This is a genomic window from Comamonas sp. MYb396 (assembly GCF_037479555.1).
Lineage (GTDB): Bacteria > Pseudomonadota > Gammaproteobacteria > Burkholderiales > Burkholderiaceae_C > Comamonas.
Window position 1 is genome coordinate 168,548 of sequence record NZ_JBBGYU010000003.1, and the last position, 13,315, is coordinate 181,862.

Below are 13,315 nucleotides of genomic sequence, written 5' to 3' on the forward strand. Positions count from 1 at the left end.
TATGGCACACACGGATATCACGCCCCCGCAGGCCAGCCTGCCTCTGTCTGAGCATTCGCGCTTCGTCCAGCGCCTGCACCGCCGCTACGAGGGTTTGCTCGATCTGCTGCCCAGCGGCCCTCCCACGCATGCCACGATGGCCCCGACCCTGGCTGCACTGCAGGCCCAGGGCTATGCGCTGGGTGCTGCGCTGCGCATTCTTCGCCAGCTGGTGATGGAGCGCCTGGTGCATCTGGACTGCGACGAGCAGGCCGATCTGCAGACCATCACCCGAGGCGTGACCGAGCTGGCCGAGTTGGCGCTTGATGCCGCCTGCACTGCTGCGCGGGCCGAGCTGGACAGCCGCCATGGCGCCCCGCGCGACGCCGATGGCAACCCGGTGCAGCTGTGGGTGATCGGCATGGGCAAGCTGGGCGCGCGCGAGCTCAATGTCTCCAGCGACATCGACCTGATCTATATCTACGAGCAAGAGGGCGAAACCCAGGGCCAGCCCGATGGCCGGGGCAAGCTCAGCAACCATGAGTACTTCATCCGCGTGATCAAGCTGATCTACCAGCTGATCGGCGAGACCACCGAGCACGGCTTTGTCTTCCGCGTGGACCTGATGCTGCGGCCCAATGGCAACTCCGGCCCGGCCGCCATCTCGGTCGCGGCACTGGAAGACTACCTGCAAACCCATGGCCGCGAATGGGAGCGCTTTGCCTGGCTCAAGAGCCGCATCGTGGCGCCACTGGCCGATATCCGCAGTCCCAATGTGCAGGCGCTGCGCGGCGCGGTGCTGCCCTTTGTGTTCCGCCGCTACCTGGACTACGCGGTCTTCGATTCGCTGCGCAGCCTGCACCGCCAGATCCGCGAGCATGCGGCCAAGCGCAGCGCGGGCCACCCCGAGCGCGCCAATGACGTCAAGCTCTCGCGCGGCGGCATCCGCGAGATCGAGTTCATCGTGCAGCTGCTGCAGGTGGTGCGGGGCGGCCAGTTCCCCGAGCTGCGCTGCCGCGCCACCCTGGAGGCCCTGCCCCGCCTGGAGCGCGCCAACCTGATGGCGCCCGAGACCGCGCAGGCCCTGGCCGAGGCCTACACCTTTCTGCGCAAGGTGGAGCACCGCATCCAGTACCTGGACGACCAGCAGACCCATGTGCTGCCCACGCGCGACGACGACCTGCGGTGGATGGCGCAGACCCTGGGCTATGACGACGAGTGCCGCTTCTTGCACCAGCTCGATGCGCACCGCGAGCTGGTCGCGCAGGAGTTTGACAAGCTGCTGGGCGGCAACGAGGCCTGCAAGAGCGGCCAATGCGGCGGTGCCAAGGGGGCCGCTGCCAGCGCGCCCGAGCTGGAGACCGTACTGCCCAAGCTGCCCGAGGCAGTGCGCGAGCGCGTGCTGCAGTGGCAGCGCAATCCCCGCTACAGCTACCTGAGCGATGCGGGCCTGGGGCGCCTGGTGCTGCTGCTGCAACGCACGGCCCAGTGGCTCAGCCAGGGCCAGGTCAGCGAGATCGCCGCGGTGCGGCTTGCCGACTGGATGGAATCGCTGCTGCGCCGCGAAAGCTACCTGGCGATGCTGCAGGAACGCCCGGCCGTGCATGAAAAGCTGATGCACATGCTGGGCGCGGCCAAATGGCCGGCCCGCTACATGCTGCAGCACCCTGGCGTCATCGACGAGCTGGCCAGCGATGCGCTGATGCATGAGCGCTTCAACCCGCAGGAGTTTGAGGCGGATCTGGAGCGGCGCCGTGCCGCCTTGCAATCCACCGCCGAAGACGACGACGAGAACCTGCTGAACCTGCTGCGCCGCGCCCACCATGCCGAGACCTTCCGCACCCTGGCGCGCGACATCGAGCAGCAGATCACCGTCGAGCAGGTGGCCGATGACCTGTCGGCACTGGCTGATGCCGTGCTGCGCGTGACCACGCGCTGGTGCTGGGGCCGGCTCAAGAGCGCGCACCGCGCCGAGCCGCAGTTCGGCATCATCGGCTACGGCAAGCTCGGCGGCAAGGAGCTGGGCTACGGCAGCGACCTGGACATCGTCTTTGTCTTCGATGACGACGACGAACGCGCACCCGAGGTCTATTCGGCCTTTGTGCGCAAGCTCATCAGCTGGCTCACCGTCAAGACCGGCGAAGGCGACCTGTTCGAGATCGACACCGCGCTGCGCCCCAACGGCAACTCCGGCCTGCTGGTCACCAGCTTTGACTCCTACGCCAACTACCAGCAGCAGCGCGGCAGCAACACCGCCTGGACCTGGGAGCACCAGGCGATGACACGCGCCCGCTTTGTGCTGGGCAGCCCTGCGCTGGCGGCCCGCTTTGATGCGGTGCGCGAAGCGGTGATCACCGCCCCGCGCGATGCGCCAGCGCTGCGCAGCGAGATCGCCACCATGCGCGAGCGCGTGCGCAGCGCCCATGCGGTGCCCGCTGGCTTGTTCGATGTCAAGCACAGCGTGGGCGGCATGATGGATGTGGAGTTTGCCGTGCAGTACCTGGTTTTGCTGCATTCAGCTTGCAATTCCCAGTTGCGTCCCAACCTGGGCAACATCACCTTGTTGCGGCGTGCCGAAAGTGCCGGTTTGCTGCCCGAAGGCATGGGTGAGGCGAGTGCGAATGCCTACCGCGCATTGCGCCGTGTGCAGCATTTAGCCAGGCTGAACGAGGCGCCCACCCAGGTGCCTGAGACGGCCTTGCTGGAAGAGCAGCAGACGGTGCGGGCGCTGTGGGCAACGGTGTTACAGACTGCATAGATCCTGCAAAAAGGCCGATGGAACTCGGGAATTCATAAGGGTTTATACTGCGTGATCACCCGTCGCTAGCATTCACTTACGCGCAACGGCATTCAAAACGATGTACTATCGCCTATCATTCAGCGATTAATTCGACGAATGATAACGTAATGAAACAAATTATTTATTTGTTTACAATACATTTATGGTGGCTGGCGGAAACTTAAAAACGCCCGCCCACTCTTTGAACCATGTAAAGGCGACAGACGCAGTTTTTACGGACCCTTTTTAATGTTGCGAAGTCTTTCAGGCCCAATTCGGCATGACTGCAAACCTGAAGTGCTTCTCCTCCCTCCCTCTCTATCATTCACTTCGGGACGCTTCGCAACTTTTTTTATACCCAGGCCCAGTCCAGACGACTGGGCCTTTTTTTGCCCGCGCGCAGCCTGCCCGTGGCTGCAGGCTCGGGAGCCTCTCAGCCCTGAGCCAGCAGGTCGGAAGCGCCTCAGCCTTGGGGCTGCAGTTCGGGAGCGCCTCAGCCTTCAGGCTGCGTCGCCGCAAAGCTGGGCCGGGCTTCCAGGCGCTCCAGCAGCTGTGCCAGGTTGGGGTGGCGCGCTGCCCAATCCAGCTCGGGAAAGCGAAAGCGCAGCCAGGCCAGCGCGCAGCCCACGGCGATATCGGCCAGGCTGATGTGCACGCCCGTGCCGGCAAAATAGGTTTTCTGGCCCAGGCCGTTGCCCATGGCGTCCAGCCCCGCCCAGACCTTGCCCAGCTGGCGCTCCACCCAGGCGGGGCTGCGCTGCTCGGCCGAGCGGCCAGCAAAGGCATATTCCATGCGCGCCAGCACGGCGGCATCGAGCACGCCATCGGCCATCGCCTCCCAGCTGCGCACTTCGGCGCGCTCGCGGCCCAGGCTGGGGATCAGCCGGCCCACGGGCGACAAGGTGTCCAGGTACTCGACGATGACCCGCGAATCAACCAGCACCGAGCCATCGTCCAGCACCAGGCAAGGCACCTTGCCCAGCGGGTTGACCGAGGCGATCGTGGCCCTGTCGCCCCAGACATCCAGGGTCTCCAGGCGGTAATCGAGTTTTTTCTCGGCCAGCACCACGCGCACCTTGCGCACATAGGGACTGGTCAGGCTTCCTAGCAATTTCATAGCTTCAGGCTCAGGCAGGTGGCGTCGATCCGGTCCGCAGGGACCTCCAAGCTGCCATGGGCATGGGGGTCCGCACGGGACATTTGCACCTCTCGATTGTAATTAGGCAAATCCAGACTGCAGCCGCGGCAAACGGCCCGCTTCTACAATAGCGGCCCATGAGCCTGTCTTCCCTTACCGCCCTTTCTCCGCTGGATGGCCGTTACGCCTCCAAACTGTCCACCCTGCGCCCGATCATGAGCGAATTTGGCTATATGCATCGCCGTGTCCAGGTGGAGATCACCTGGTTCATCGCGCTGTCCGATGCCGGTTTTGCCGAGTTCTCGCCACTGTCCGAGGGTGCACGCAGCTACCTGCACGGCCTGGTGAATAACTTCAGCGAAGCCGATGCCCAGGCGATCAAGGACATCGAGAAGACCACCAACCACGATGTCAAGGCGGTGGAGTACTGGATCAAGAGCAAGTTCGAGGCCCGCCCAGAGCTGCTCAAAGCGGCCGAGTTTGTGCACTTTGCCTGCACCAGCGAAGACATCAACAACACCAGCCATGCGCTGCAAATCCGCGCCGGCCGCGACCAGGTGATCCTGCCGGGCCTGGACCGCGTGGTGCTCAAGCTGCGCGAGATGGCGCACCAGTATGCCGCCGTGCCCATGCTCAGCCGCACCCATGGCCAGACCGCCAGCCCCACGACCGTGGGCAAGGAACTGGCCAACGTGGTGGTGCGCCTGCAAGCGGCGATGGACCGCATTGCCAACGTCAAGCTGCTGGCCAAGATGAACGGCGCCGTGGGCAACTACAACGCCCACCTGTCGGCCTGGCCCGAGTTCGACTGGGAGAGCTTCAGCAAGAACGTCGTGGAAAAGCACGAGCCCCAGGGCCTGGGCCTCACTTTCCAGCCCTACTCGATCCAGATCGAGCCGCATGACTACATGGCCGAGCTGTTTGACGGCATCGCCCGCGCCAACACCATCCTGATCGATCTCTCGCGCGACATCTGGGGCTATGTCTCGGTGGGCTACTTCAAGCAGCGTCTGAAGGCCGGTGAAATCGGCTCGTCGACGATGCCGCACAAGGTCAACCCGATCGACTTCGAAAACGCCGAAGGCAACCTGGGCCTGGCCAACGCACTGCTGCGCCACCTGTCGGAGAAGCTGCCGATCAGCCGCTGGCAGCGTGACCTGACCGACTCGACCGTGCTGCGCAACATCGGCGTGGCCACCGGCTATGCCGCCCTGGCCTACACCTCGCTGATGACCGGCCTGAACAAGCTGGAGCTGAACGAAGAGCGCCTGGCCGAAGACCTGGACAATGCCTGGGAAGTGCTGGCCGAGCCGATCCAGACCGTCATGCGCCGCTATGGCGTGCAAGGCGCCTACGAAAAGCTCAAGGAAGTCACCCGTGGCAAGACGGTGCGCGCCGAAGACCTGCACCAGCTGATCCGCAGCCTGGAGATACCGCAGGCCGACAAGGAGCGCCTGCTGGCCATGACCCCGGCCAGCTACATCGGCAAGGCCACCGAGCTGGCCCAGCGCGTTTAAGTACGCTCCCCCCAAGAGGCCAGGCGCTCCCTGGCCTCTTGCCTTTTTTCTCTCACCGCCCGGCCAAGCGCAACGCGCCAGCCGGGCGCGCCGGATTCACCCCCGAAGCCCAGGCTTCGTCACCAGACCCTGCCCCATGGCTATCAAATCCACGATCTACAAAGCCAATCTGTCGATTGCCGATATCGACCACAACTACTACGCCGACCACAACCTGACCCTGGCGCGCCACCCCAGCGAAACCGACGAGCGCATGATGGTGCGGCTGGTGGCGCTGGCCTTGAACGCCCACCAGTTGCAGGACCTGTGCAATGGCGACGGCACCTTGGGCTTTGGCGCCGGCCTGTCCGACCCGGACAACCCCGATGTGCACCTGACCGACTTCACCGGTGCCAAGCGCATCTGGATCGAAGTGGGCCAGCCCGAAGAAAAGCCGATCACCAAGGCCTGCAACAAGTCGGACCACATGCTGGTCTACTGCTTCAACCATGCAGCCGAGATCTGGTGGAAGGGCCTGGAAGGCAAGCTCGCGCGCCAGGAAAAGCTCGAGGTGTTCCGCCTGCCGACCGAGGTGTCCCAATCGCTGGCCGATCTGGCCGAGCGCAGCATGCAGCTGCAGGCCACCATCCAGGAAGGCCAGCTGACCCTGTCCAGCGACAAGGGCACCGTCTTTGTAGAGCCTATTCGCTGGAAGTGATGCCGCCTGCGGCACGCGCCCGCTCGGCATAGCGGTTAAAGCGCCAGGCCGTGCCCTGCAGGCTGATGCGCCGCCACACCGCCCGCTTTTGCACAGGGCTGTAGGCCAGCCAGTGCTGCACCTCCTCAAAGCTGCGGCCGCAGCCCTTGCAGACCGCATCGCCCTGGCTGGTCGAGCAGATGGCGATGCAGGGCGTATCCGGTGTGGTCTCCCACCAGGCCAGCCAGGCCTGCATGGCCGCATCGCCCATCTCGCGCACATCCACCCCATCGCTGCGCTGGTAGACCAGCCGTGCATAGACCTTGGCCAGCGCAGCCACCTGCGGCGCCAAGGATGCGCCAGGGCCACTGGGCGCACGCTGGCGCCAGTGGTTGATGGCTGCTTCCAGATCGGTCAGGTGGATGATTTCCATAGCTGCCATCGATGATAGCCCTGCGGCGGCGAAACCGCCAAGCGGCGGTGCACCCCCGCTTGTTCACAGCTTGTTATCCACAGGTGTGGGCAAACACACACATGCGGGAATACTCTGTGCAGTGGCCCGGTCTTTGTCACCCCAAAGCGCTTGGTTTGTGTTCCAATACGCGCTGACGAAGGGGAGTAGCTCCCGTTGATGCCTTGCCAGCGGCAAGCGCAGAGACATGTAATGCGTCGTCAGTACGAAGCCTCACGGCTTCCGGCGCGTTAGGTTCATGGCCCACATGATCTGAGCAAGACCTTTGAAAACCATGGTGCCGCACCACAGGTCTTCGAAGCTACTGCCCGGCGGTTGGCCATCACGGCGCCAACGCTGAACCACGTCGCCTCCCTGACTTGTAACGACACCCCACTGGCTGGTCTGTGCATGGTGCATGGGCCGCTTTTTCAAAAATTAGGTGCTTACATGGACTTGGATTTTCTGACGCACGCGCCCTTCTGGATTGCACTGGGCCAAATCATCATCATCGACATCCTGCTGGGCGGTGATAACGCGGTGGTGATTGCCCTGGCATGCCGCAAGCTGCCCCCTGACCTGCGCCGCAAAGGCATCATCTTCGGTACCGCTGGCGCGATCATCTTGCGCGTCATCCTGATCGCGTTCGCGATGTTCCTGCTGGCCCTGCCCTTCCTGAAGTTTGTCGGCGCCATCTTGCTGTTCTGGATCGGCGTCAAGCTGCTGGTGCCTGAAGACGAAGACCATGGCAACATCCAAGGCAGCGACCGCCTGTTTGCCGCGATCAAGACCATCATCGTTGCCGACCTGGTGATGAGCGTGGACAACGTGATCGCCATTGCTGGCGCCGCGCAGAACGCCGGCGACGAGCACCACATGCTGCTCATCGTGCTGGGCCTGCTGATCTCGATCCCGATCATCGTCTGGGGCAGCCAGCTGGTCATCAAGCTGATGGAGCGCTTCCCGATGGTCATCACCGCCGGCGGCATGCTGCTGGGCTGGATTGCGGGCGGCATGCTGGTCTCTGACCCCGTGTTTGCCAACCCCGACAAGTGGACCTGGATGTTCAAGATCGACCAGAGCAAAACCCTGCACTATGCAGCCGCTGCGGCGGGCGCACTGGTCGTGCTGGTGCTGGGCAAATGGCTGGCCAGCAAAAAAGCCAAGGAACTCCCGGCGGCCAACGTACACTAAGCCCATACCCGCCCTCTACCACCAATGCTGGCAGCCCCACGCTGCCAGCCCCACTTAGGCCACTTGGATGAACGTAAAAATAGTCTTTGTAGATGATGCCGCCTTTGCCCTGCAGCGCTTGAACGAGTGCGCAACCATCAACGACGAGCACTGGGTGCTGGTGGCTTGCGCCCCCAAGATCACCCGCAGGGCCAGCCGCTGGGGCAATCGCAGCACCCTCGAAAAGTGGCGCAACAAGTGGGCCAAAAACCTGTTTGAGGGCCTGATCCCGCAAAGCACCCAGCTGCAGCGCGCCCGCGTCTCGACCCATATCTCGGAAGTGAGCGTGCAGCAAATGACCGCCCAGCTCCACGCCGAGTACCCCGAGGCCGAAGTGCTGGACTGGCGCCGCCCCAAGGCCATCTCCGAGCCACCATCGGCCGACTTTGTGCCACGCCCTGCCAAGCTGGCGGGCTCGCTGCTGGGCATTCTGGGTATCTGCTTCAGCTTGGTGCTCGACGGCGCGTAAAGCCGTCAGCCCCACCACCCAACACAAAGCGCCTTCGGGCGCTTTGTTGTTTCAGTTCTCGAACGAGTCGATGTCGAGGTAATACGGCTTGTCCAACTGGTGCTTGTCCAGCACCACGGTCCAGAACGCATCCTTGACAATAAGCGGCACATAGACCGCGTTGTCCAATGCCAGTTGGTGATCGGCCAGCAACTGCCGGATCTTGTCAGCCTGCGTCGGAAAGCGATCGATCAGGCGCTGCACCGGATGCGCCTGCGCCAGCACCTCGGATTGCACCTGCTCATACGGCACCCATAGATTGGCTTGTGCGGCTTCTGATACACCACCCAAAGCGAGCATGGTCGAGTTCAACTTCTCGACAGGATCTGTGGGCTTGCGCAGTCCCAGTAACTTAGGACCTGATAGCGGCAAACCACGTTGAATCACTGCTCTGGCTTTGAGCAGCTCTTTCGGATCGGGTTCATTGGCATGCACCACGCGAAAGCGGTCATATTCAAACCCCACGAAAACCGGACGCGCCTGCAGCACGGTGTAGATGCCATAGCCCAATGCTGCCAGCTGCACACAGGCAATCACAGCCACATCCCACAAGTTGGTGCGCAGCGGCTTTTTCTTGTTGAAGACCACCCAGGTCAGCAGCGGGCCCAGAATCAAGTCCACGCCAAAAATCAGCTCCATCAGATCCTGGCCACCGGACAGCCGGTAGAAAGGCGCCGGGTACCAGACAAAGTAGATCAGGCAGAACACGGCACTGAGAAGCACCAAGCCTACTAAAAAATGAATGCCGGCCGCTTTGAATTTTTCCCTCATTCCTTCACCCTTTTTATAGGCCCTGCGCGTCTGTCTTCTGCACATGACCTGCGCGAAATTATGCAGTAAGCTATGTCCGCATGAAGATCCTGCTCAAATGGCTGCTCTCCGCAGTCGCCCTGCTCTGTGTCGCCTACCTCTACAGTGGAGTGGAAATCCGCAGCTTTGGCGCGGCGCTGATTGCAGCGCTGCTGATAGGGCTGTGCAATGCGATAGTGCGCCCTGTGCTGATCGTGCTGACCCTGCCCGTGACGATACTGACCCTGGGCCTGTTCATCTTTGTCATCAACGCGCTGATGTTCTGGGCCGCGTCCGGCATCGCTGGCAGCGGCTTTGTAGTGCATGGCTTTTGGGCTGCGCTGATCGGCTCGGTGCTCTACTCCATCATCAGCCTGGTCATCGAATCACTTACGAGCCGCCTGCTCCTTGGCAAGTGACTGCATCTCGCGCAAGCGGGTGTCGATGATCGAGGCCTCGTAGTAGTCGTTGCGGTTCGGGCTGTTGCGCGCCATATCTTGGCCGGCGCGCAGGCGGTCTACCGCAGCGGCATAGTCATACTGCGCGGCCCGGCTTTCGGCCTCCGCACGGATGGAGCGCAGCGGCTGGTTCTGCTGGCGCAGCACCCAGGACAGCGCCAGCCAGGCCCCTGCATCCTTGGGCCACTGCACCACCAGGGTCTGCAGGCGGCTGCTGGTCTGGCGCAATACGCCTTCATAGGCCGTCAAACCCGTGGCAGGCAGCTGTGCCAGGGCTTGCGCAGCCAGCACCAGCTCTGGCCGGTCACTGCTCTGGCCGGCATCATCCCCCACCACCGCCTTGACCTCCGGCAGCAGCACATCGCGGCTGCTGTCCTGGATGCTCAGTGACTTGTCCGAGCCCTGTGTAATCACCGCTTCGTTGACCAGGCCAGTCATCGCATTGCTGACCGTCACCGAGGTGCTGCCCGCCTTGCTGGGCGGGGGTTTGAGCGGCTGGATCTTGGCCAGCGCCGCCAACGCATCCTGCGGCTGGCGGTTGCGCAATGCCAGATCAGCACGCAACAGCTGCGCCTGGCGCATCGCATCGGGGTGGGCCTGCACGGTGGCATCGAGCTGGTCCAGCGCAGCCAGGGCCTCCGCATGGCGCCCCAGCTGGTTGTGCGACATGGCAGCCAGATACCAGACACTCGCGCGCTGGTCCAATGAGCGGTTGGCAAAATCGGCCGCCGTGGTCAGCTGCACCCATTGGTGCAATACCTGGGGCTCAGGCTTGGACAGCATGCGCGCCCGGGCCGACATCATCTGCGCCACCATGCCCGTGTCCTGCGGTTTGCGTGCAGCACCAGCGGGCAAGCGCGACTGCATGTCGGCAATGCGCTCCGTCGTCAGCGGGTGGGTCCGCAAATACGGCCAGCTGCCATTGTCGTTCATGCGGTTGGCTTGCTGCAGCTTCTCGAACATGCTGACAAAACCCGCTTGCGAGTAGCCGGCAGGCGGCATCAGGCTCATGCCGGTACGGTCTGCCTCGCGCTCCATATCGCGTGAGAAGTTCAGTTGCGACTGGATGGCCGCGGCCGAACTGCCCACCATCAGCGCCTGGGCCGCAGCCGGGTTCTTGCTGGCCGCCAACGCGCCCAAAATCATGCCGGCAATCATCACCGGCGTCATGCGCGACTGGCGGGCCAGCATGCGCGCAATATGGCGCTGGGTGATGTGGCTCATCTCGTGGGCCAGCACCGAGGCCAGCTCGTCGCGGCTGCTGACCACGCCGACCAGGCCGGTCTGCACGCCCATAAAACCACCAGGCAGTGCAAAGGCGTTCACGGTGGCATCCTGGATCAGCATCACCTGCCAGGCAAAGCGCTCCTGCAGTTCAGACGTCATGGTGCCGCGCTGGCGCGCCGCCAGCATCAGCTCCTGCCAGATGCCGTTGACATATTCATAAAGGATCGCATCATCCAGAAACTGCGGATCGCGGTAGATCTCGCGCGCAATGTCATCGCCCAGGCGCCGCTCCTCGCTGGTGGTCATCTCGGCGCCCTCGCCCATTGCCGGCAAACTGGTGTCGGCCCGCGCCTGCATGGGGGCCAGGGCGGCCACTGCAGCCATATGGGCCGCGAGCAGGGCACATGCTGTGCGTTTAAAAAACCATGTATTCATTCAAAATTCCGTGCGGCAGCAGATGCTGAATCTGAATCAAGCCAGAGGGTGGCCAGAGCGGGCTCCTTGCCATCAAGCCTTCACCCCAACACGTATGATGAAGCACCACTGCACAAGTTGCATGCTGTATTGCCGCTTGTGACGTATTGAACACGGAAAGCACCATGACTGAACTCACCCATTTCGACGCCCAGGGCCAGGCCCATATGGTCGATGTAGGCGCCAAGCCTAACACCCACCGCATCGCAATTGCGGAGGGCTTTATCACCATGCAGCCGTCCACCTTGGACATCATTGCCGCGGGCACCGCCAAAAAAGGGGATGTGCTGGGTATTGCACGTATCGCCGGCATCATGGCGGCGAAGAAGACCAGTGAGCTGATACCGCTGTGCCACCCGATTGCATTGACGAAAGTGTCAGTGGAGTTCGAGGTACTTGCTGATCGGCAGGCCATCCGCTGCCACACCCGCACCGAGACCGTAGGCCCAACCGGCGTCGAGATGGAAGCGCTCACCGCCACACAGATCGCCCTGCTGACGATTTATGACATGTGCAAGGCGGTGGACAAAGCGATGGTCATCGGCGGTGTTCGATTGCTGGAAAAGCAAGGGGGCAAGTCGGGCACATATATTGCGTAACGGCAGACACCTCATCATCACCGCGCACCGGCGATCGCTTCCACAACCAGCACGGTGCAAGTGCTTGTACACCCCACCCCTTCCACCACTGAATTTCGAATGCTGCAAAACAGAAAATCGGCTATTAACTTTTGCCTGGTGCTTATTGTTCTGCTTGGCGCATATCTCAGAATCCACACGGCGACGAACACTGTGGTTGATAACCCTTTCCGCGCCGATGCAGGGCAGTATTACACCTACGCACATAACCTGCGTTTCAGCGGTGTTTATTCTCGTGATTTTTGGCCACAATCCAACAATTTCGAACACGGTCCTTCTGCAGACGCTATTCGATCCCCAGGCTACCCCTTATTCCTTCTAGCCTTTGTTGAAAAAACCCCGTCAGACAAAGGAATTCTTCAGATAACCCTAGCACAGGCAGGCTTGGGTATATTATCTCTAATCTTGGTATTTGGCCTTGCCAGAAAAATCCTTCCTGGTGCCTGGCCCCTCGCCCCCACACTTCTGACGGCAATATCACCTCAGCTAGTCAACATGGAAACCTATATTTTATCCGAAAGCCTTTTTGGGTTTCTTTTATTACTCGCTATCTACGTTTGCACGCGCTATAAAAGTGAAGACTGCAACAACAGAACCCTGATTATTTCCGGTTTCCTGTTTGGCATTGCCACTTTGGTCAGACCGACTACACAATACTTTCTACCGGTGCTATTGCTGTATGTGGCGCTGGCTTCGGGACGGCAGCTGCAGTGGCAGCACTATGTTGCTATCGCATCTGCGTTCATTTTGCCCAGCGCCTTCTGGATGGTAAGGAATGTCATCACTCTGGGCATCACCTCTGACCCGACACTCACCATCAATACGCTGGTACATGGCCATTACCCCGGCATGATGTACAACGCTGATCCCGCCACCTTAGGCTATCCCTACCGATTCGACCCCAAGATCCAAGAACTATCGTCATCGATCGGCAGTGCCTTGTCTGGCATTTGGGAGCGTGTCATGGATCAGCCTGCACAATACCTGCAATGGTACTTAATGGGTAAGCCTGTTGAGTTCTTGTCTTGGTCGGACGCCTCTACAGAGCAAGGATTCTTTACATACGGCGTATTGCAAAGCCCCTACCTCAGTTCGAAATTCTTCATATTCATTTATGTTTTGATGCAGCATACGCACTGGATATGGGTGGCATTAGCCATCTTTTCCAGCCTGTATTTATTACTCAAGCTTTTCAAGCAACCCCATTTCACCGACGCAACAAGCGTACTCTTGACATTTGTTTTTATCTATTTCATCGGCATTCACAGCGTAGGATTCCCTATCGCCAGATATAACACACCCATTCTCGCATTGATTTTTATTCTGTCTTTTTCGTTCTTATACACACTGACCCAGAAAATAAGAAGCCAGCCTGCCGTATCGATGGAGGCCGACGTCACATAGAAATACCAACCCCATTTATACGATATACATCTATCTCACAGCGA

General features: G+C 61.2%; 12 protein-coding genes. 8 read left to right on the forward strand and 4 right to left on the reverse strand.

What is annotated here, in order from left to right; all coding sequences use genetic code 11:
* The first annotated feature begins 1 nt into the window (after position 1).
* Positions 2-2,737 carry a bifunctional [glutamate--ammonia ligase]-adenylyl-L-tyrosine phosphorylase/[glutamate--ammonia-ligase] adenylyltransferase gene (glnE, locus tag WH265_RS08560; protein WP_339557967.1) on the forward strand — a complete coding sequence of 912 codons (2,736 nt, stop codon included), beginning with the start codon at positions 2-4 and terminating at the stop codon, positions 2,735-2,737.
* Between the two features lie 514 nt (positions 2,738-3,251).
* On the opposite strand, the gene WH265_RS08565 is transcribed toward glnE, so the two are convergent.
* On the reverse strand, positions 3,252-3,875 hold the full coding sequence (locus tag WH265_RS08565) for a glutathione S-transferase family protein (protein WP_339557968.1): 624 nt from the start codon (positions 3,873-3,875) through the stop codon (positions 3,252-3,254).
* Between the two features lie 158 nt (positions 3,876-4,033).
* On the opposite strand from WH265_RS08565, the gene purB reads away from it, so the two are divergent.
* Both purB and WH265_RS08575 read left to right on the forward strand, forming a co-directional pair.
* Positions 4,034-5,413: an adenylosuccinate lyase gene (gene purB, locus WH265_RS08570; protein ID WP_116926070.1), complete on the forward strand. Its 1,380-nt coding sequence runs from the start codon at positions 4,034-4,036 to the stop codon at positions 5,411-5,413.
* Positions 5,414-5,549: 136 nt separating this feature from the next.
* Entirely contained in the window at positions 5,550-6,110 is a 561-nt protein-coding gene (locus tag WH265_RS08575) for a YaeQ family protein (RefSeq protein WP_021026607.1), read from the forward strand.
* Here WH265_RS08575 and WH265_RS08580 read toward each other — a convergent pair.
* Positions 6,094-6,522 (reverse strand): DUF3717 domain-containing protein, encoded by a 429-nt coding sequence (locus WH265_RS08580; RefSeq protein WP_339557969.1) that lies wholly within the window; start codon positions 6,520-6,522, stop codon positions 6,094-6,096. The genes WH265_RS08575 and WH265_RS08580 overlap by 17 nt on opposite strands.
* Before the next feature lie 468 nt (positions 6,523-6,990).
* Here WH265_RS08580 and WH265_RS08585 point away from each other — a divergent pair, with 468 nt between their 5' ends.
* Entirely contained in the window at positions 6,991-7,734 is a 744-nt protein-coding gene (locus tag WH265_RS08585) for a TerC family protein (RefSeq protein WP_021026609.1), read from the forward strand.
* A 67-nt stretch (positions 7,735-7,801) separates the two neighbouring features.
* Positions 7,802-8,242 (forward strand): hypothetical protein, encoded by a 441-nt coding sequence (locus WH265_RS08590; RefSeq protein WP_021026610.1) that lies wholly within the window; start codon positions 7,802-7,804, stop codon positions 8,240-8,242.
* 51 nt (positions 8,243-8,293) lie between these two features.
* Here WH265_RS08590 and tfpZ read toward each other — a convergent pair whose 3' ends face one another.
* A complete protein-coding gene (gene tfpZ / locus WH265_RS08595; protein ID WP_339557970.1) occupies positions 8,294-9,052 on the reverse strand; it encodes a TfpX/TfpZ family type IV pilin accessory protein in 759 nt (252 codons plus the stop codon).
* Between the two features lie 80 nt (positions 9,053-9,132).
* Here tfpZ and WH265_RS08600 point away from each other — a divergent pair, with 80 nt between their 5' ends.
* Complete coding sequence (locus WH265_RS08600) at positions 9,133-9,489, forward strand: phage holin family protein (protein WP_339557971.1); 357 nt, start codon at positions 9,133-9,135, stop codon at positions 9,487-9,489.
* On the opposite strand, the gene WH265_RS08605 is transcribed toward WH265_RS08600, so the two are convergent.
* Complete coding sequence (locus tag WH265_RS08605) at positions 9,457-11,139, reverse strand: M48 family metalloprotease (protein ID WP_339557972.1); 1,683 nt, start codon at positions 11,137-11,139, stop codon at positions 9,457-9,459. The two genes, WH265_RS08600 and WH265_RS08605, sit on opposite strands and share 33 nt — an antisense overlap.
* Before the next feature lie 215 nt (positions 11,140-11,354).
* Between WH265_RS08605 and moaC the strand changes: the two genes are divergently transcribed.
* Together moaC and WH265_RS08615 are read left to right on the forward strand one after the other, a co-directional pair.
* Positions 11,355-11,828: a cyclic pyranopterin monophosphate synthase MoaC gene (gene moaC, locus WH265_RS08610; protein WP_339557973.1), complete on the forward strand. Its 474-nt coding sequence runs from the start codon at positions 11,355-11,357 to the stop codon at positions 11,826-11,828.
* 54 nt (positions 11,829-11,882) lie between these two features.
* Positions 11,883-13,271: an ArnT family glycosyltransferase gene (locus tag WH265_RS08615; RefSeq protein WP_339557974.1), complete on the forward strand. Its 1,389-nt coding sequence runs from the start codon at positions 11,883-11,885 to the stop codon at positions 13,269-13,271.
* Positions 13,272-13,315: the final 44 nt, after the last annotated feature.

Bases quoted from the DNA above. Each gene is read 5' to 3' on its own strand.
- glnE (WP_339557967.1), top strand. From the start codon at position 2: ATGGCACACACGGATATCACGCCCCCGCAGGCCAGCCTGCCTCTGTCT.
- WH265_RS08565 (WP_339557968.1), bottom strand. From the start codon at position 3,875: ATGAAATTGCTAGGAAGCCTGACCAGTCCCTATGTGCGCAAGGTGCGC.
- purB (WP_116926070.1), top strand. From the start codon at position 4,034: ATGAGCCTGTCTTCCCTTACCGCCCTTTCTCCGCTGGATGGCCGTTAC.
- WH265_RS08575 (WP_021026607.1), top strand. From the start codon at position 5,550: ATGGCTATCAAATCCACGATCTACAAAGCCAATCTGTCGATTGCCGAT.
- WH265_RS08580 (WP_339557969.1), bottom strand. From the start codon at position 6,522: ATGGAAATCATCCACCTGACCGATCTGGAAGCAGCCATCAACCACTGG.
- WH265_RS08585 (WP_021026609.1), top strand. From the start codon at position 6,991: ATGGACTTGGATTTTCTGACGCACGCGCCCTTCTGGATTGCACTGGGC.
- WH265_RS08590 (WP_021026610.1), top strand. From the start codon at position 7,802: ATGAACGTAAAAATAGTCTTTGTAGATGATGCCGCCTTTGCCCTGCAG.
- tfpZ (WP_339557970.1), bottom strand. From the start codon at position 9,052: ATGAGGGAAAAATTCAAAGCGGCCGGCATTCATTTTTTAGTAGGCTTG.
- WH265_RS08600 (WP_339557971.1), top strand. From the start codon at position 9,133: ATGAAGATCCTGCTCAAATGGCTGCTCTCCGCAGTCGCCCTGCTCTGT.
- WH265_RS08605 (WP_339557972.1), bottom strand. From the start codon at position 11,139: ATGGCTGCAGTGGCCGCCCTGGCCCCCATGCAGGCGCGGGCCGACACC.
- moaC (WP_339557973.1), top strand. From the start codon at position 11,355: ATGACTGAACTCACCCATTTCGACGCCCAGGGCCAGGCCCATATGGTC.